This window comes from Acinetobacter gerneri DSM 14967 = CIP 107464 = MTCC 9824, from assembly GCF_000368565.1.
GTDB lineage: Bacteria > Pseudomonadota > Gammaproteobacteria > Pseudomonadales > Moraxellaceae > Acinetobacter > Acinetobacter gerneri.
Genome location: NZ_KB849542.1, coordinates 215,568 through 233,214 on the forward strand (window position 1 = coordinate 215,568; position 17,647 = coordinate 233,214).

Annotated in this window: 23 protein-coding genes and 1 tRNA gene; 18 read left to right on the plus strand and 6 right to left on the minus strand. The window is 36.2% G+C overall.

Annotated features, from left to right (window positions below; genetic code table 11):
- The 4 genes from F960_RS06540 to rplI all read left to right on the plus strand — a co-directional run bounded on the left by F960_RS06540 (position 1) and on the right by rplI (position 2,090).
- The gene (locus F960_RS06540) at positions 1-741 is read left to right on the plus strand and encodes a DUF3142 domain-containing protein (protein WP_004861095.1); all 741 of its coding nucleotides are present in this window, start codon (positions 1-3) and stop codon (positions 739-741) included.
- A gap of 267 nt (positions 742-1,008) precedes the next feature.
- Positions 1,009-1,395, plus strand: a complete 387-nt coding sequence (rpsF, locus tag F960_RS06545; RefSeq protein ID WP_004861100.1) for a 30S ribosomal protein S6 — start codon at positions 1,009-1,011, stop codon at positions 1,393-1,395.
- Between the two features lie 11 nt (positions 1,396-1,406).
- Entirely contained in the window at positions 1,407-1,634 is a 228-nt protein-coding gene (gene rpsR / locus F960_RS06550) for a 30S ribosomal protein S18 (RefSeq protein WP_004719336.1), read from the plus strand.
- A 9-nt stretch (positions 1,635-1,643) separates the two neighbouring features.
- Positions 1,644-2,090: a 50S ribosomal protein L9 gene (gene rplI / locus F960_RS06555; protein WP_004861103.1), complete on the plus strand. Its 447-nt coding sequence runs from the start codon at positions 1,644-1,646 to the stop codon at positions 2,088-2,090.
- Between the two features lie 77 nt (positions 2,091-2,167).
- Here the strand turns inward: rplI and F960_RS06560 are convergent, their stop codons facing one another.
- A complete protein-coding gene (locus F960_RS06560) occupies positions 2,168-2,380 on the minus strand; it encodes a hypothetical protein (RefSeq protein ID WP_004861106.1) in 213 nt (70 codons plus the stop codon).
- Positions 2,381-3,204: 824 nt separating this feature from the next.
- Between F960_RS06560 and F960_RS06565 the strand changes: the two genes are divergently transcribed.
- Together F960_RS06565 and F960_RS06570 are read left to right on the plus strand one after the other, a co-directional pair.
- Positions 3,205-4,830: a long-chain-fatty-acid--CoA ligase gene (locus F960_RS06565; protein WP_004861111.1), complete on the plus strand. Its 1,626-nt coding sequence runs from the start codon at positions 3,205-3,207 to the stop codon at positions 4,828-4,830.
- A 510-nt stretch (positions 4,831-5,340) separates the two neighbouring features.
- A tRNA-Ile gene (locus tag F960_RS06570) sits at positions 5,341-5,417 on the plus strand.
- Positions 5,418-6,211: 794 nt separating this feature from the next.
- On the opposite strand, the gene F960_RS06585 is transcribed toward F960_RS06570, so the two are convergent.
- On the minus strand, positions 6,212-6,652 hold the full coding sequence (locus tag F960_RS06585) for an Rrf2 family transcriptional regulator (RefSeq protein WP_004861116.1): 441 nt from the start codon (positions 6,650-6,652) through the stop codon (positions 6,212-6,214).
- 106 nt (positions 6,653-6,758) lie between these two features.
- Here F960_RS06585 and F960_RS06590 point away from each other — a divergent pair, with 106 nt between their 5' ends.
- Positions 6,759-7,646 (plus strand): NAD(P)/FAD-dependent oxidoreductase, encoded by an 888-nt coding sequence (locus F960_RS06590; protein WP_004861120.1) that lies wholly within the window; start codon positions 6,759-6,761, stop codon positions 7,644-7,646.
- A gap of 112 nt (positions 7,647-7,758) precedes the next feature.
- Here F960_RS06590 and F960_RS06595 read toward each other — a convergent pair whose 3' ends face one another.
- Positions 7,759-8,097, minus strand: coding sequence for a DUF6616 family protein (locus F960_RS06595; RefSeq protein ID WP_004861125.1), 339 nt, complete (start codon positions 8,095-8,097; stop codon positions 7,759-7,761).
- A 2-nt stretch (positions 8,098-8,099) separates the two neighbouring features.
- Complete coding sequence (locus F960_RS06600) at positions 8,100-8,591, minus strand: MarR family winged helix-turn-helix transcriptional regulator (protein WP_004861129.1); 492 nt, start codon at positions 8,589-8,591, stop codon at positions 8,100-8,102.
- 192 nt (positions 8,592-8,783) lie between these two features.
- On the opposite strand from F960_RS06600, the gene F960_RS22625 reads away from it, so the two are divergent.
- Together F960_RS22625 and F960_RS06605 are read left to right on the plus strand one after the other, a co-directional pair.
- Positions 8,784-8,942, plus strand: a complete 159-nt coding sequence (locus F960_RS22625; protein ID WP_004861133.1) for a hypothetical protein — start codon at positions 8,784-8,786, stop codon at positions 8,940-8,942.
- A 12-nt stretch (positions 8,943-8,954) separates the two neighbouring features.
- The gene (locus F960_RS06605; protein WP_004861136.1) at positions 8,955-9,176 is read left to right on the plus strand and encodes a helix-turn-helix domain-containing protein; all 222 of its coding nucleotides are present in this window, start codon (positions 8,955-8,957) and stop codon (positions 9,174-9,176) included.
- A 21-nt stretch (positions 9,177-9,197) separates the two neighbouring features.
- Here the strand turns inward: F960_RS06605 and F960_RS06610 are convergent, their stop codons facing one another.
- Entirely contained in the window at positions 9,198-9,452 is a 255-nt protein-coding gene (locus F960_RS06610; RefSeq protein ID WP_004861140.1) for a helix-turn-helix domain-containing protein, read from the minus strand.
- A gap of 113 nt (positions 9,453-9,565) precedes the next feature.
- Here F960_RS06610 and F960_RS06615 point away from each other — a divergent pair, with 113 nt between their 5' ends.
- The 6 genes from F960_RS06615 to F960_RS06640 all read left to right on the plus strand — a co-directional run bounded on the left by F960_RS06615 (position 9,566) and on the right by F960_RS06640 (position 12,168).
- Entirely contained in the window at positions 9,566-10,075 is a 510-nt protein-coding gene (locus F960_RS06615; RefSeq protein ID WP_004861143.1) for a hypothetical protein, read from the plus strand.
- A gap of 18 nt (positions 10,076-10,093) precedes the next feature.
- The gene (locus F960_RS06620; RefSeq protein WP_004861146.1) at positions 10,094-10,396 is read left to right on the plus strand and encodes a hypothetical protein; all 303 of its coding nucleotides are present in this window, start codon (positions 10,094-10,096) and stop codon (positions 10,394-10,396) included.
- Positions 10,397-10,419: 23 nt separating this feature from the next.
- Positions 10,420-10,869 carry a YfjT/YkfB family phage-associated protein gene (locus tag F960_RS06625; protein WP_004861148.1) on the plus strand — a complete coding sequence of 150 codons (450 nt, stop codon included), beginning with the start codon at positions 10,420-10,422 and terminating at the stop codon, positions 10,867-10,869.
- A gap of 75 nt (positions 10,870-10,944) precedes the next feature.
- Positions 10,945-11,514, plus strand: coding sequence for a hypothetical protein (locus tag F960_RS06630; protein ID WP_004861150.1), 570 nt, complete (start codon positions 10,945-10,947; stop codon positions 11,512-11,514).
- Positions 11,489-11,830 (plus strand): hypothetical protein, encoded by a 342-nt coding sequence (locus F960_RS06635; protein ID WP_004861153.1) that lies wholly within the window; start codon positions 11,489-11,491, stop codon positions 11,828-11,830. The genes F960_RS06630 and F960_RS06635 overlap by 26 nt, the downstream gene beginning before the upstream one ends.
- Positions 11,831-11,889: 59 nt before the next feature.
- Positions 11,890-12,168 (plus strand): hypothetical protein, encoded by a 279-nt coding sequence (locus F960_RS06640; protein WP_004861155.1) that lies wholly within the window; start codon positions 11,890-11,892, stop codon positions 12,166-12,168.
- Between the two features lie 109 nt (positions 12,169-12,277).
- Here F960_RS06640 and F960_RS06645 read toward each other — a convergent pair whose 3' ends face one another.
- Positions 12,278-12,760, minus strand: coding sequence for a hypothetical protein (locus F960_RS06645; RefSeq protein ID WP_004861158.1), 483 nt, complete (start codon positions 12,758-12,760; stop codon positions 12,278-12,280).
- Positions 12,761-13,101: 341 nt separating this feature from the next.
- Between F960_RS06645 and F960_RS06650 the strand changes: the two genes are divergently transcribed.
- From F960_RS06650 to F960_RS06660, 3 genes are all read left to right on the plus strand, one after another.
- Entirely contained in the window at positions 13,102-13,731 is a 630-nt protein-coding gene (locus F960_RS06650; RefSeq protein ID WP_004861161.1) for a hypothetical protein, read from the plus strand.
- Positions 13,732-13,829: 98 nt separating this feature from the next.
- Positions 13,830-15,026, plus strand: coding sequence for a site-specific integrase (locus tag F960_RS06655; protein ID WP_004861163.1), 1,197 nt, complete (start codon positions 13,830-13,832; stop codon positions 15,024-15,026).
- Between the two features lie 60 nt (positions 15,027-15,086).
- A complete protein-coding gene (locus F960_RS06660; RefSeq protein ID WP_004861167.1) occupies positions 15,087-17,333 on the plus strand; it encodes a DEAD/DEAH box helicase in 2,247 nt (748 codons plus the stop codon).
- The last annotated feature ends 314 nt before the right edge of the window (positions 17,334-17,647 follow it).

The window sequence follows — 17,647 nt, forward strand, 5'->3', positions numbered from 1 at the left end:
ATGATTGGTTTAAAACACTTGTATAAATTTGGGATTTTTGGGCTGATTTTTCTTGCTGCCTGCAATCCCAACCAATCGGTGCTTTCATCAGAAAAAATTGATGCCAATCATTTTGATCGTTTTTGGATATGGGGCAATATTTCTACTGCACCATATCTAAAAAAAGCGAAAGAACTCTATATATTACAAGGTGATGTAAAATATGATAAAAAAATTAAACAAAATAAAGTAACTGCGCAAGGCGTTGGTATACTTCACATTCCCGAACAAAAAGTTTGGCTGGTATTTCGCAACCATCAACTGACGTGGCAGAACACTGAATTAGAAGTGATCTTAAATCGTGTTCGACAATGGGAAAGTCAGGGTAATCAGATCGTTGGAATCCAGATCGACTTCGATAGTAAAACCCAAAACTTATATCAATATGCCCTTTTCTTAAAAGAAATCAGAGAAAAATTACCTAAAAAATATCAACTCAGCATCACGGGTTTGATGGACTGGGCAAATATCAAAGATCAGAAAACCATTGATTTATTGAGACAAAATATTGATGAAATCATCATTCAAACTTATCAAGGTACAAGGACTATCGATCAATATCAAAACTATTTGCAACGCTTTGTCAAGCTCAAGCTCCCTTATAAAGTGGGATTGGTACAAAATTCTGAATGGCAACCCCTCAATTTAGCCCAAGATCCTCATTTTAAAGGCTATGTGGTTTTTTTATTACGCTCTAAATAGCGCAATTATTGCTTTCACTTTCGCAAATTGTCCTATTTTTTTTAATTTAAAATTATCGTGAACTGGGCTTTAAAAACAGTCTGTAATTCACCAAGCAAAATAAAAACCAGCACTTATCAAAAAAATATCCAGATAAATTTGTAATCAGCGTCTATTTTCACTATAATCTTCGCCATCGCAAATTTGCGACACAACTTATTCAATTAAGCTGTGACTCCTTGCTTCTAACTTAAAGTTAGGGGCTGAATAATCCGTAAGGAGCTGACAATGCGTCACTACGAAATCGTAATTCTGGTACATCCAGACCAAAGCGATCAAGTTGTGGGAATGGTAGAACGTTACATTTCTCACATCAAAGAAGCTGAAGGTCAAATTCACCGTCTTGAAGATTGGGGCCGTCGCCAATTGGCTTACCCAATTAACAAAATCCACAAAGCGCACTACATTTTGATGAACATCGAATGTGGTCAAACTACGCTTAATGAATTAGAAGAATTGTTCCGTTATAACGATGCAATCCTTCGTAATGTTATTATTCGTCGTGAACACGCTATCACTGAAGAATCTTTACTTGCTAAAAGTGCTGAAGAAAAACGTGCGCGTAAAGCTCAACGTGAAGAAGCACAACAAGCACACGATTCTGCTGAAGCATAAGGAGAACATCAATGGCACGTTTTTACCGTCGTCGCAAGTTCTGCCGCTTTACAGCTGAGAACGTTACGTACATCGACTACAAAGATATCGACACCTTAAAACAGTACATCACTGAAAACGGCAAGATCGTTCCTAGCCGTATTACAGGTACTAAAGCTCGTTATCAACGTCAATTAGCGCTTGCTATCAAACAAGCTCGCTATTTAGCGTTGATTCCTTACACTGACAATCATAAGTGAGGTTGAGCCGTGGATATTATCTTATTACAACGCATTAAAAACCTTGGTAAATTAGGCGATAAAGTATCAGTTAAAGCTGGTTACGGCCGTAACTTCCTTATCCCTCAAGGTAAAGCAGTTGCAGCTACTGAAGCTAACACTGCTGCTTTCGAAGCTCGTCGTGCTGAACTTGAGAAACAAGAAGCTGAAATTTTAGCTGCTGCTCAAGCACGTGCTGACCAATTGAATGAAGTAAATATCGTAATCACTGCGAAAGCTGGTGACGAAGGTAAATTATTCGGTTCAATCGGTACTCGTGACATCGCTGACGCATTAACTAATGCTGGTCTTACTGTAGACCGTGCAGAAGTTCGTTTACCTAACGGTGCGCTTCGTAACACTGGTGAATTCAACATCGCAATCCAATTGCATCATGATGTTGCTGCAGAAGTTCTCGTTACTATCGTATCTGAGTAATTTCTCGCAAAGAAAAGAGCATGTGAAAACATGCTCTTTTTTTATGCCAAAAATTTATGATAAAAATTGGCGATCAACTATAAAGATGTGATCAATATCCCATAACTCGCATTTAAATACTGCCCTTTCTTAATCACATCCTCACCATTGGCATGACGCACAAGCAGCTCTTGTTTCAATACATCAAAATGTAAAGAATCAAAACAATCTTGATGCTGTGTTAGCCATTGCAAAGTATCTACTAAGCTCTCATCTACAATATAAGTTTCAGATTTAAAATCTTTGGACATGTAAAACTCGCATTAAAATGCAAAATGGATGCGCTAGTTTAACGAAGATCATTGAATTGATATAGAAATAATCTAATGAATTTGGAATTTGGAATTTGGAATTTGGAATTTGGAATTTGGAATTTGGAAGCACAATAAACGTGATCAATTGAATAAAACAGATTTTTTATATCATCACATCAATGTATAACATGATGATAGCTTTCATTTAAGATGAAATATAAAATAATAATTTAGAATTGGTTCAAACAACGAAAGCAATCAATGATGCTGTGCTCCACACTTTCGGCATTCTTTAATTTGAACGGAATTTTCACCCAGTTCATATTCATACACATGAATGCAAAAAATCTTTTTTAAAATATGAAGCATAATGAACTCCTTTGTCTAATTGTCTTGAGCTTCTAAAGATATTTCATCCTGAAACATCCATGTCATTTTCATGACTTGTGAATATATTAATCATATTTTGTGATAGAGTTCAAACTTTTTTGATTTATTTTTTGAAGTTAAATTAAGCCATTTAAAATTAAATATATTTATCTCATTTCGAGAATCTTTTTATTTTTTCACATTCTATATCTTCTATTTATTAGAAAATAAAACATTTTTGATAATTTAAACACTGGCTAATCTATTGTTATTTAAAGAGCTATTTAAGAAAAATTCACATTTATTTCATTACATCTCTTGATTTAATTTTAGAAAACTTTAGGATGAAATCTAATCGAAAATATTTTCTATTTCAAATAATTTGTAAAGAAATAGCGATTAAATATTAGGAAATAATTCAACAAAAACAAAGTGAAAAAAGGACGAAATCTATGTTAGGAAATATGATGTTTCAGCCACTGTTAATCAGTAGCTTAATCGAACATGCTGCGCGTTATCATGGTGATACACCTGTTATTTCAAAAAATACGGATGGCACCATCACCAAGACTGACTGGACTCATATCTCAGAAAATGCCAAACGCTTAGCCAATGCTTTACGTGGTTTGGGCTTAAATAGCGCGGATCGCGTTGCGACTATTGCATGGAACAACCATCGACATCTCGAAGCGTGGTATGCCATTTCAGGTAGTGGTATGGTTTGTCATACCATTAACCCTCGTTTATTTCCAGAACAACTGATTTTTATTATCAATGATGCCCAAGACCGTGTCGTATTGTTTGATAAAACATTTTTACCTTTAATCAAAGGTGTGAAAGCACATACGCCAAATGTTGAACATTTTATCTATTTGGGGGCATTTGATCAGGATGTTGCGGATGCAATTCCAGAAGTTAAATTTTATGATGCTTTAATCGCGGAAAACTCTGCTGATTTTGATTGGCCTGAAATTGATGAGTTATCTGCGAGTTCACTTTGTTATACCTCAGGGACAACTGGAAACCCTAAAGGCGCGTTATATACTCATCGCTCAACCATTTTACATACTTATGCGATCAGTCTACCAGATTCACTCAATCTTTCCTCTCGTGACATTATGTTGCCTGTTGTGCCGATGTTTCACGTCAATGCTTGGGGAACGCCTTATGCAGCGGCTATGGTCGGCGCAACGATGGTTCTACCAGGTCCTGGCTTAGACGGCGCAAGTTTAGTTCAACTGATTGATGAATTTAAGGTCACTGTGGCGCTTGGTGTTCCTACAATTTGGCAAGGTTTATTGACAGCTGCAAAACAAGCTGGTTCTAAACTTGATAGCTTGAAACGCAATATCGTCGGTGGTTCTGCATGCCCTCCTGCGATGATGGCTACATTTAAAAATGATTATGACTGTGAAACGATTCATGCATGGGGAATGACTGAAACCAGCCCTCTCGGTTCGTCAAATCAACTGAAAGCTAAACATGCAACATTAAGTGAGCAAGATCGCTTTAAAGTTCGCCTTTCACAAGGTCGTCCACCTTTTGGGGTCAATCTGCGTATTACCGATCAAGAAAATGGAACGCATGAATTGGAAAGAGATGGGCATACTACAGGCAATTTACAGATCAAAGGTCACTGGATCATCAATCAATATCTAGGTAAATCCTCTTCTGCCCTGACTTCGGATGGTTGGTTCGATACTGGTGATATCGCTTCACTCGATCAAGATGGATACCTCACTCTTAGTGACCGTTCTAAAGATTTGATCAAATCTGGCGGTGAATGGATTTCTTCCGTTGAACTGGAAAATATCGCGATGGGTCATCCGCAAATCGCGATGGCAGCAGCTATTGCAGCTCATCATCCTAAATGGGATGAGCGCCCTGTCATCATTGCAATCAAAGCCCCTGATAGTGAGATTACAGAACAGGCGTTATTAGATTATTTCGCAGATAAAGTCGCTAAATGGCAAATTCCAGATAAAGTCATTTTTGTCGACTCTATACCGTTAACTGGTACTGGAAAAATGTTGAAGCGTGATTTACGTGAACAATTTGGAAATGTGTTGTTGTCATAACAAATACCTCAAGCCAATCTTTTTTAAAGCCTAAACTCAATCGTTTGGGCTTTTTTTATCACAATATTTGTTTAAATGATCATCTTTTTTGATCATACTCAATAAATAAACGATTTCTCATTTCTATTCATTTTTATGATAATGCTGAGGTTCAGTAGGCAGTTTTATTGAATATTCATCCATTTTGGCATTTAAATGATAGGGAACATCAATGTACTTCACACTCGTTATTTTTCTTGTCGGTATGCTTATTTTGATTTGCCTCTGGAGTGCCTTGGAGGTTTATTTGGATAGGAAAAATTAGTGAAAAATGCCTTTGCAGTCTAACTTTCTCAAATTTTCTTCATTTAGTATTATCATTTCATCCCAATTATTTATTTCAATAAACAAAACTTATATTTTTGATTAAGAAATATGCATATATTTCACCTTAATGTGTAAAGCTCTTGTCTTTGATTTCTTTTTTCGCTAGTATTCATGTCGAAATTACTTGTGATACAAGTATTTATCGGGCCTATAGCTCAGTTGGTTAGAGCAGCGGACTCATAATCCGTTGGTCCCGTGTTCAAGTCACGGTGGGCCCACCATATCAAACCTCGTAGATCATTGATTTATGGGGTTTTTTATTGCCTGTTATTTTTAGACCATCGGATTTTTCGGTCTATTCTGTGGTCCATCCATTCGATAGTCCGTTGGTCTATATCTCACATGTAAATCTCTCCCCCCCACTTAACGTTTTCTAGCACTTCGGCTTTCCACTCGATCTACGATGAAGATGAATCTTTTATAATCCAGACCATCGAGGCGTAAAGCGTGTGGAAAACGATTAGGCTTGGGGGGATTTGGATTTTCTGCTGTTTGACCTTTTTCCCCTATCTGCTTAGGGGATTCCTGATTGAGGTATGGGGAGTTTTCTATAAGGGTATTTATCTTGTGTAGAAACTGATTGAATAAAAATTTTAGCATTTAGATGATTGCTCGTTGTACTGATATCAAGAACTAGGATAGAAATTCTGATTAAACCCTGTATGTACGCGGTTTAATCAGAAGTCCTGAAAATTATATATAATATCTTTTTGTGGTACTCCCACATAAGCTAAAGTTGAGAAGCATCATGTTCTTTCAATAGGGACTCAGCTTGAGCAAAGATTTCGCTTTTACTTATCATTTGATTGCAAAAAACGAGTACTGAGAATCTGGACGTCTAAGATCATTCATAATATCAATTGAGTTTAGTAGTAACTGAATTTTTCTTTTTTTGTTGGGTTGAGTCTTAGCTTCATTGTAGTCCTGTATTGCTGTTTTAACATTTGATTCGTATGTCTTAAATTGAACCAGCAAATCTGCAAAAGGTCGCCAGATTCGCATTCCCTATTCTGGACTATTTATTTGCAATGTGCTGATCCCACTCAATCTGAAATTCATGAGCTAACTGGGCTAAGGTTGTAGCTTTTAAATTACTAATTAATATTTGTTGAGCATTAATAAAAGCTTGATCTAACGATCGATTTACCACAACTTCAACAAGACAGTTGGGCTCTTCATTTTGATTACCTATTGCAAAAATAGAAGGTTCTCCAACGGCTAAATAAATATCATATAGAGAAATATCTTTCAGATCCTGAACTAAAGTCCATCCCCCACCAGGACCCTTCTCAGAATCAACAAATCCAGCCTTTTTTAGCCCAGACATTGTTCTACGCACAACCACGGGGTTTGTGTCTAGCATTTCTGCAATATAGTCTGATGTAAAAGGCTTATTTTCACGTGCCATATGTAACAGTACATGCAGCATTCTTGAAAGTTTACTGTCTTTACGCATAAGGATAGTCAAAATAGTAATTTGTCATTATTGTAACATTAAAAGTTTCAATTATAGAGATTAGTTTGATATAGTAACTTTAAATGTTACTTATTGGTGTGTCAAAATGAAATATGAGGTTGTTATCATCGGCGGAAGCTATGCAGGGCTTTCAGCAGCATTACCATTAGCACGTGCTCGTCGTCAGATTTTGATAGTTGATGCAGGACAGCGTCGAAACCGCTTTGCAGAACATTCCCATAACTTTTTAACTCAAGATGGTCGTTCGCCTAGTTCAATTGCAGAAGAAGCCCGTGCACAAGTTGAGAAATATTCAACGGTCTCATGGTTATTTGAAACAGTAACGGATGTGAAAGCTTTAGATGATCAGTATTTGGTAATCGCTGGAGAGCAACATATTCAAGCTGAAAAAATCATTATTGCGACAGGGGTAAAAGATGAATTGCCTCCAGTAGAAGGCTTAGCAGAACGTTGGGGAAAATCAATTTACCATTGTCCTTATTGTGATGGATATGAATTAAATTTAGGTGAGATTGGTGTACTCGCATCTGGTATGCATTCACTTCATCAGGCATTGATGTTACCTGACTGGGGGAATACAACCTTATTCTTAAACGATAAGATCAATACTAATGAATTAGATGATGAAATTTTAGCAAAATTATCTAAGCGTCAAGTTCTAATAGAAACTCGTAAAATTTCTCGTATTGAAGGTCATTGCGATGTTGTATTCACAGATGGTGAACGCATGACTGTGAACGGATTATTTGTTGCAACAGTGACCCGCTTACAGGCAAATTGGATTCGTGATTTAGGCTTAGAAATTGATAGCAATGAATATGGTGAAGCGATTAAAACCTCACCTACAAAAGAAACGAATGTCAAAGGTGTTTATGCCTGCGGAGATGTAACTCGCTCAGGAGGATCTGTTGCTCTATCAGTCGGTGATGGAGCTATGACAGGGATTGTTGCACACAAATCCTTAATCTTTTAAGTCTGTTGGAAAGGTTGAGTCTAATTTTTCCTTCAATATGAATTAAATGATCAATCAAAGCCATCCTATTTTTATGTAAATGATGGCTTTGATATTTAATTAATTTTTAAATTCAAATATTAGCGAGCGCATTTAGATGCTTGTTGAAATCGCATTCAACTCCAACAGCATTTACATGGTAAAAGTAGTTATACCAACCGCTTGCTTTGATACCGTCGAGTAGAGCATTGCAAACCTCTTGATTTGGAAAGTGCCAAACAGCTAAGAATTGATGGTCACTACTTTGATCAATTTTAGAGTCAATTTGAGTGAGTGTTAGCGCTTTAACTCCAGCATCACACAGTCCAGCCATTGCAGACCCAACATTATTTAAATAATTTTCGCGTTCATCGAATGATAACGCTTTCCAAGCAGAATTTGGGGTATAAAGCTCGACAAGATAATGATTCATGTTTATTCCTTATTGGTGAGGTTGTTTGAGACTTTTTCTAATAATTGGGTTAATTGATCACGCTCTTCAAAAGAAAGATTACCAAATAGGCCTGAGATCCAGCGACTGTGTTGATCAAAAACTTCTTTAGCTATTAGCTTTCCTTTTGATGTGAGTTGTATTTTTAAAGCACGACGATCCTCTGTGTCCGCTTGTCGTTCTACTAATCCTTCACGTTCTAGACCATCAAGCAAGCCTGTTACTGTCGCGCGAGTGATTCCAGCTTGTTCTGCAAGAGTTTTAGGGGCAATTCCTTCACCAGCTGCTTCAAGTAAAAATAGGAGAATGAATCGTCCTTCAGATAGACCATGAACAGAGAGTTGATTTGCACAATCACGATCTATACTGGACGCAAGTGAAAGAGTCATAAAACAAAGTTGTATTCCTTCGATATCAGGTAATTTTCGTTTTTTTGCTTCACCTAAAAGAGCTTTGTATTTTTGATCGAGATTCATTTAATTAGCTTAAATATAGTAAGTGGGCTAACTATATTTAAAAAGACTATAGATTGTCAATGAATTAGTTGATGATCACTTAAATGAATACTAAAAAGAAATTTACAATTCACAGCAAGTAAATAAATATGAATTTAACTAATTTTCAAACACATATTATTTTCATGGTCTTTAACCACTAAAGGAGTGACCATGAAAAAATACTATCCAGAACTCGAATCTGTTTCTAAAGTAATCGAGATTCTTCCCCATCCCCAATGCAAATCTATAGCCAAAGCGATTCGGGTCTGTAATGATAAAAAGACAGACCTAACAACAAAGCTTTGCACTGTTGCTCTTGTGTTTATTTAAATGGGGAAATCGATGCTTATCTTGCAACAATGGCTGACTGAGCAACGTCAAGCAAAAAATTTAAGTTTGGAGCAATTGGCTAATCTATTAGCAAAACCTATTTCCTATGTTCAGAATGTAGAAAATGGGAAACATTCGTTAGATATCGTGGAGTATTTATATTACTGCAAAGCTTTAGGAATTAGCCCTAATCAGGGTTTAGTACTTATTGAATCAAATCTAACTTCTAGCTAAAAGCTTCATCGCTTAAGGCATTCAGTCCTTAGGTCCTATGAGCACTTGCTCAATCAAAATCAGTCCATCTTGCGGATCAACGCCTAGCTTACGGCAATACCAAACATATTCAACCACATCTAAACGGCGTTCGCCTTGTTCAACTTTTTGAACAAACGAGTGTGGTTTATCCATGCGTTCTGCTAATGCGCGCATAGAACAGTTTTGGTCCTGTCGTGCTTGCTTCAACCAGTTCGTCAAAGCCTGCATTTCTTTCGTATTGATACTTGCTGTCATGCGCTTATTATCGATACAATATGCAATGTACCCAATATAGGTACATTATTTTGATTTGGACTCAAAAGTTGAGCTTAAGCTATTACTTTATAACCATATTTATAGGAAATTGTATGGGGTTTTCTAATCTACTTAACTCCGCTTTGACAGCGGTAGCAACTTTATCAGGTGATCCTGATGTGCAACGGGTGGCAAACTCTGCTAATGATCTTGTCGTGTCTTATCAAACTCAGCAACAGCAAGCAATGGCTGAGCGTATCTTGAATTCTCCAGACGGGGTTATCCCTGTCACTGAAAAAGGCGTCACTGTTTGGAAAGCATTGCAATACAACAGAAATGGTGAAGTTGTTGGCTTTTCTGACTTTAACAGCAAAGAGGAATATTTATTGTTAAAACAGCAAGAGCTTAAAGCTCAGCAGTTGCGACAACAGCAACTTCAAGCTGAACAGGTAGAAGCTCAACGTAAGTATGCTTCCCAACAAAAGTATAAATCAAGCTCGACTTCAGAGATTGATGCTTATGGAAAAATGCTAGGAGGTTTAGAACAAGCTGTATTGGCATGTTCCAAATATCGTGAAAATACACCACCTTGGAATGATTGTATTTATCGTCTAGTTAACTAATCAAATATCGAGATCTTTATGAAAAATTTTAAAGTTTTATTATGTCTTATTTTAGGCATCACACTTTCAAACGTAGCTTTGGCAAAAACGGAGCAAGTCACACTTAAAAAGAATCTTATCGTGAGTGGCGAAGCTGTTATTTTCCCAACCACAAAGGGCGAAGTTGTTTTGAATACATCTATGTTATCCAATCAAGTTGCAAAGCAAATGAAGCCTTTCAAAAAAGGTCAATGTCTACAAATCCAGTCAAAGAATGGATTTTTCAACGACACCAATGATGGTCAATACATCCAAAGTATTCGACTATGCCCGAAAAAATAATTGTGACTATATAGGATCATTTGATGAAAAAGCTCATATTCTTATCATTGCTGGCAGTCACTGGATTTGCTCATGCAGTACCCAATGTTTGGCAATCTAGCTATGCTCAAGGCTTTTCTGAATATTCAATTCAGGATACCAAAGGCAATACACTTTGGGTGACATGTAATGATGGTGCAGGTGATGATTATGATCACTCTGTACGCTTTCAAACTCCAAAGAAAAGCTATGAAAATTCGGACTCAAAATACCCTTTGACCTTCTTATTGGATGGAAAAAGTAAAGTAGCCGCATCAGCATCGACAAAATGGCGTAATGGTGCAAATGCTTGGTATGAGTTCTCACAAGGCATTTCCAAAGCCAAAAAGATTGATGTGTACCTCAATAATAAAAAGGTCACAACTATGACACCTACCCCCAACAGCATCAAATCAGTAGCAAAACATATTGCTACATGTAATGCGATGTTCTAACCCGTAATCTCAATTTTTCAGTCCCGATGTGCTCTTGCAGTACATCGGGATTTTTTACGCTTAAAGGAAGCCATTATGCAATCAAGAATTTTTGACAAAATGAATCAGACGCTCATTAAAACATGGAGTTGTAATAAGTTATCGGACAGAGCTAAAGGTCAGCTTAAATATCAACTCTGGCAAGATAATGACGATCAAAGCTTTGGTATCGCCCTAAGTGAAAATGAATCATCAGGTGGATTCAGTACAGAATTGATCAAAGTTGAGCAGATCATTTTAACCTTACAGAAGCTTTATCACTCAGCAAAGCCATTCCATGCTGTTGCATTGAAAGAATTATTCGTAGGCAAGTCAGTCAACAATGCAAGTTTTCTAGGAGCTGCTTTAGTTGATCAAGGTGTAATCCGCCCGCATCCACAAACTGCACGATTACTTGAAGTAAATGATGAATATGAACTTTGGCCACTTTCATTTGATGATGCTGTACAACAAAGTTCATCACCCTCTGAATCTTCTCATGATATTAAACCTGTAAGTGGGAAACGAGGTCCTAAACCAAAGAATCAACAATCAACTCAGATTGATGACTCAGATGCCTTAGCCAATGTGGGGGATGAAAATGCAGTACATCAAGAGCCAATCTGACTTACAGCAAGTATCAGATGATTCAATTCGAGCAAGTATTTCACTGCACATACAGACACTCGAACATCAGTATGATGAACTTTATCAAGCCACCCTGCATGGGTGGTTTGTTATTTGTGAGTATGACAATGATTTAACTGAGCCTTTTGCACAACTCAGTTTTAGCCTATCTGAAAAGCTGTCATTAGGCGAAGTTGAATTTGTTGAGAAAAAGCATGATTGGTATGAGGTGTATATCATGCTGAACGACAATGAAGGCATTTTGATCTATGTACCGACTGAGATTTTAGAGCGCCATAAAATCAATCAAATCTAAACCTCTTCACAGACCACCGCCCGCACATTTTTCTATTAATTTTTATGTGAGACGTATTTATGACAAGGCAACGACTATTCGCTTTGGGTCAAGTTGTATCTACACCCAATGCTTTGGCTTTTGCAGAGAAAAATCAAACTGATTTACTCCAATTACTTTATCGTCATCAGACTGGTGATTGGGGAGACTTAGAAGATGAAGACAAAGAATCAAATGAGGAAGCATTAATTAATGACACTCGGATATTCTCTAGCTATTCGATAGCTGAAGATAAAATTTGGATTATCACGGAAGCTGATCGTTCTTTTACGACATTGTTGATGCCAAGTGATTACTGACCTAACCGTAAAATAGACCCCAAGACCGTTCTGGCCTTGGGGTAATTTTGTATCGTTTTAAGTGAGACAACCAATGATGCTTTACACAAATAACCTGTCGGACGTTCTACTAGTCCTCGGGTTTGTAGTTAGGATTTTCTACAGTATAAAAGCCTATCCTATTAATTGATGATCTACATATTAAAAGTCTAAAGTCACTTTTCTCTAGGTTTTCACGAGCATTTTTGAAATACCTATTAAAGTTTCTTCTTGATTGGGGCTCCCCTGATTTAGTTGCGTAGTATCGCGAATAGTATATATCTCTTAAATTAGCTGTTGACTCAAATCCCATACTATTTAATAACTCACTCAGAAGATCCATCATCTGCTGTGCTTGATGATTAATTCTTCTCCAGCTCTCAATCTTGGTTTTATTTATTTTGTGATGAACCTGTTCAGAATAATCACACTCTTTTTTCAAGCCTTGAAAGTTCTGCCTATATCTTGCAGCAGTCGAGTAAGGTGAGTTCTGTATCGCCATAATCTCTTTAATTGTTAAATTTGGATTAGCCATTAAGGCTTTATAAACAAGCTTTGGAATATATATGGACATTATTCAGTTCGGTGACATCAAACCAATATTATAAACTCTATATACATTTTATAGTAAAAAATAATTTTGTAACATTATGCCATTTCATTATATAAAAATATAAAAATATTAATTTAATTAATCATTCTTATAAAAAATTTACTATCAGGACATTTCGAATGATAATTAATTTTATTACCTTGTTTTAACCAGTTACAATTAAATACTAAGTAAAATATAAGAACTTTAATTACTCAAAACATGCCATTGTCCATACTTCAATAAAAATATAATCTTATTTTCATTCCATTCAATGGAATAAAATGCACATTAATCCAATTAAATACAGTGAGGATAACCCAATGAAAGCTAACGTTTGGACGGAAGAAAAAGTAATGCAGCAAGCTGCATTTAATCTCAGAAATGAAATATCTGATGCCACACACGACATATTTACCCATTTTGCTAGTGTTTACTATAATTTTAAAACTTATAAAGAATTTGATAACGTCGACATATTAAATGAAAAGGAAAACTTAAAACTGAGCTTAAAAAAGCTTGGTAAGAAAGAAACTCCTCTGACAATACAGTGTGATTTTAAAAGTTACACTACTAGGGAATATATTAACTATATTTCTCACAAAGTTTGTGATGAGCTATTAGATTATGCAATGTGTAAAGATATTCCTTTATTGGTGATTCAGAATAAGTTTAATCTAAAAACATTAAAGGTTAATTGTATGACTTACCAATCAAATTATGATTTCATAGAAATGCTGCATGACTACCAACCAGCTAAAATTATTTTAATCCAACCTAATAGGAATACTTATTTGCTTGAAGGCAGCATTTTGGGAATTTACTTATTAGATGGACAAGATAATTTTATTATCAAGCACATCATACAGTTTATAGATGAAAAAAATGCACCTAAGGGGTGTAAAAAACTCCGTGTACCCAAGACTGTAAGTGAGTTTTATGATTCATATTAATTTTTAAACCTACCTAGACGCACTTACTTCCCTAGCAAATCATCATACATGGTCTCACGATCAGGGATAAGTGCGCCTCTTTTTCATAAGGAGAACCAATGAACACACCTTTTCCACTTAAATCATTAGCAAATTTTGGGATGCCTCAGTTATTCAATATCGAGCAACTTACGCTACCAGAGGGTAAATCCAAAGTCGAAATTTCAGTTCCTCATGTAAAAGGACTCAAAGTTGTTATATCCAATATAAGTAAGACTTTTATGTTCAGAGCTGTCTTTAAGGGAAAAAAGATCAGCACGACATTAGGTAAATATCCTGAAGTGTCCTTACAGCAAGCCATTAGTATGGTAGATAACTACCAACTTATGCTAAGTAAGGGAATTAATCCTCTTGAGGAAAAGGCACGTATTGAGAATATTCCAACGCTTTTAGCTTTCTTCAATAAGACGTATCTGCCTATGGCTCAATTAAACAAGAAATCTTGGAAGGACGATGTTTCAAGATTTAAGAATCATATTGAGCCTACTTTAGGGCATATCCAATTGACTCAAATTACAGCAGCAATGCTCAGTGATTTGATGCTTGAAATCAAAACAGAGGATCGTGCCAACGCAACAGTCAATCGAACACGAGCATTATTGAGCAGTATGTTTAATGTGGCTTTTGAACGAGAGATTATCGATCAATCACCGATGAGCCGTGTCAAAAAATTGATTGAACAAAATCAGATTGAGCGTTACCTCGATGAGGATGAGTTAAAACGTCTGATGTACGTTCTAGCACATCCCAATGTCCATAATATCGATAACCAAGTCATTGTTGGTATTGTGGAAATGCTGTTATTAACAGGAGCCCGTAAAGGTGAAGTGTTAAACCTCAAATGGGCTGATTTAGATGAGAACAACCATCTTTGGAAGCTTAATGAGAATAAATCGGGTAAACCTCGAATTATTCAACTCAACAGTCAAGCACAGCAAATCATTCGCAAAATGTCACGCAAGTATTTGTATGTGTTTGCCAATCCTAAAACTGGACTACCTTTTAATGATATCCGCAAAACTTTCCAAAAAATCCTAGAAGCATCTCAGATCGAGAATTTCCGTATCCATGATCTACGTCATAACTTTGCCAGTATGGCAGTTAATAATGGTTGTGACATTTATGTGGTTCAACACTTATTAGGTCATGCTTCACCTACCACTACTCAGCGTTATGCACATTTACGTCAGGATACGTTGCGTAATGCTTCTGAAATGCTTGCTGAACGTATCAACAGCGCTCGTCCAAATCTCTAACTTTTCATCTTAACTTATTGTCAGGGTATGTCGCTAAGCGACATGCCCTAAGGATTTCTCATGTCTAAAAAAGCATTTCAGCTTATCCCCAACCAATATTTATCTACATTTGGTATTAAGGTTGAACCTAATCAATCCACTTTTCTTGTTGCTCCAACTGGTGCAGGAAAGACCACGTTCACGATGGAGGAGCTAAGAGATCAATTTAAATTTGTACTCATTCTTGTACCAACTCAAGCTAAAGTCATGGAGTTACAACATGAATATTCAGGAAAATGTACAGCTCTTTCTAAATACTTATTTTTTTGTGCAAATGAAAATCCTGATGAGACTATTCGTAAGTTCAAAGGCGTCATAGTTGCAACCTATGATAAATTCGACAAAATTATTAAATTAATGTCTGATTCTCAAAAGAAATCAGCTCTACTGGTCATTGATGAGGCGCATAAATTATATTCGGCTGGTTCATTTCGGGATGATGCTTTAACGCCTGTGATTTGGCATCTACAAAAGCGTTCAATACCTACAAGTTTATTCTTGACTGCAACCAAAACAATAGAGCTATTTGATCAGCTTAAAATAGATATTGATCAAGAAATTATTGTTAAGCATCAAAACCCACCTGTACGTAATATCAAAGTAACCTCTTTAACCAATGGGGATCAATACACAGCTATTGCGATTATTGAGGAAAAAGTCAAAGAGTTAATTAGTTTATCATCTGATTCGGCTAAAGGGAGATGTGGCAAAACGATTATTGTACGTGTGAACTCTAGGGACAAATGCGAAAGCTTTAGGCAATACTTTGAACAACGCTACAAACTTAAATGTATTGTGGTACATAGTAAAACTAAGGGTTTAGCCGATGTCAAAGAAATTTTTGAGACACAAAAAATCCCGACTGGCATTGATATTGTCTTTACAACTTCTATTATGGATGAGGCTGTGAATCTCAACAATCCCGAAATTGAAATTGATTCAGTTTTTATTTTAGGTAAACAAGCGCACGTCGAAGAATTGGTTCAGTTCATTGGTCGATTACGAATCGCAAATGTACCATGCCACATTTTATTACACACTGGAATATCTAGATCAAATGGCAATCCAGAGCAATTTCACAGCAAGCATCTTAGAAGGTTAAATGATTTTATTACTCGTGTGAATGAAATTGCGAAAGCTTTAGCGAGTTTAGCAGAAGACTATAAATTTGATTTTCAAGATAACGAGAAGCCCAATATTTATGACAAAGTTAGTCGAATGAACGAGAGTTTTCGAGACTGGTTTGATTGTAAGTTATTTGCTGTATATCAAGGGAAATCCATCCAAAATACTGCCAGTTTGGTCTCAGCACTGTATTTAATTGATACAAGCTATTTTTACAGTAGCTTTGAATATATGGCGTGGCGTATTAAGCAATTCTTGCCTAACTGTGTAATTGAATTTAGTGAGAATTCAATATCTACTCCCCTCTATATCGCTGATTTCTTTGATGAGCAAAAGGCTAATGCTGACAGTGCCTATGCTGTAAGTATCAAACCTGCACTAAAAATCTTTCTTGAACACTTTCAGAAAGGTCATCAAAAACCTGAATCCTTAAAAGAGATGTCTACTCAGTTTATCGAGCACAAACAGCTTGATGAAGATTACATCGATAATCTAGCCTATTACTGTGATGAACAACCTATATACCCTGTTAAAGTAGCTCAGATTCTAAATGAAGTTGTTTATCTAGCTCAGTACATTGGTAATCTTCATGATATCTATCAAGTCCTTTCTCAAAAAAGATTTAGCCGAGTTATTAAAGTAGCAGATGGATATGCAAAAAATGTATTTGTCCAATATATTGCAAGGCAATTTTATATGCGTTGTCCTGAAAAATATTTGGAAAATAAGCATATACTCAAAGGTCCGCAAGCAAGTAAATTACTGTGTAGTACCTTTAAGGCGGTGCAGAAACAAACAAATCTTCCAATGAAGTCTATTGTCAAAGCTAACCTTATCAAGGGAATGAATTATGACCATATTTCAGACTCATTTGAGATTGATAATAGTAAAGCACTTAATTTTCTTGCGACATATTTTGATGTCATAGATCGCAACAAAAACAAGCCTAAAAGACGCTATCTTGAATTTCAAGGCATTGCAGTAGATGGACTCGAATATTTACATCTGAAAGATTGGCAAGGTAAACATCTTATTCTTAGAGAGCCATTTATCATGGATGGCAAAACCTATGATGCCTATACAGGTGCGACCAATATGATTCGCAAAGCTACTCAGAAAGAGATAGATGAATTGTTTAGTTAGATCAAAGTCACCTTACTTGTACTAGCCTAGTACCATCTATCGCATGTCCAATGTCCACAAATAAGTTACTTTCTGTTCTCACCCTTTCACGATTAGTTCATCCTGAAAGTAACTTATTTCTGCACGATGTAGCAGTATTTTTGTGGGGGGAGTTTTTCTGATGAGGGAAAATTTTTTGGTGTGCGTTACGTTGCATCGAATTGTGTGAAAGCTTGTAGGGGGAGTTTTGTTATTTTTGAGAAAATCTAGGTTAATTGCAGTAAATCTTTAAGTAATAATCTAATTTCAAATTTTATCTTACTTCTAAATTACTC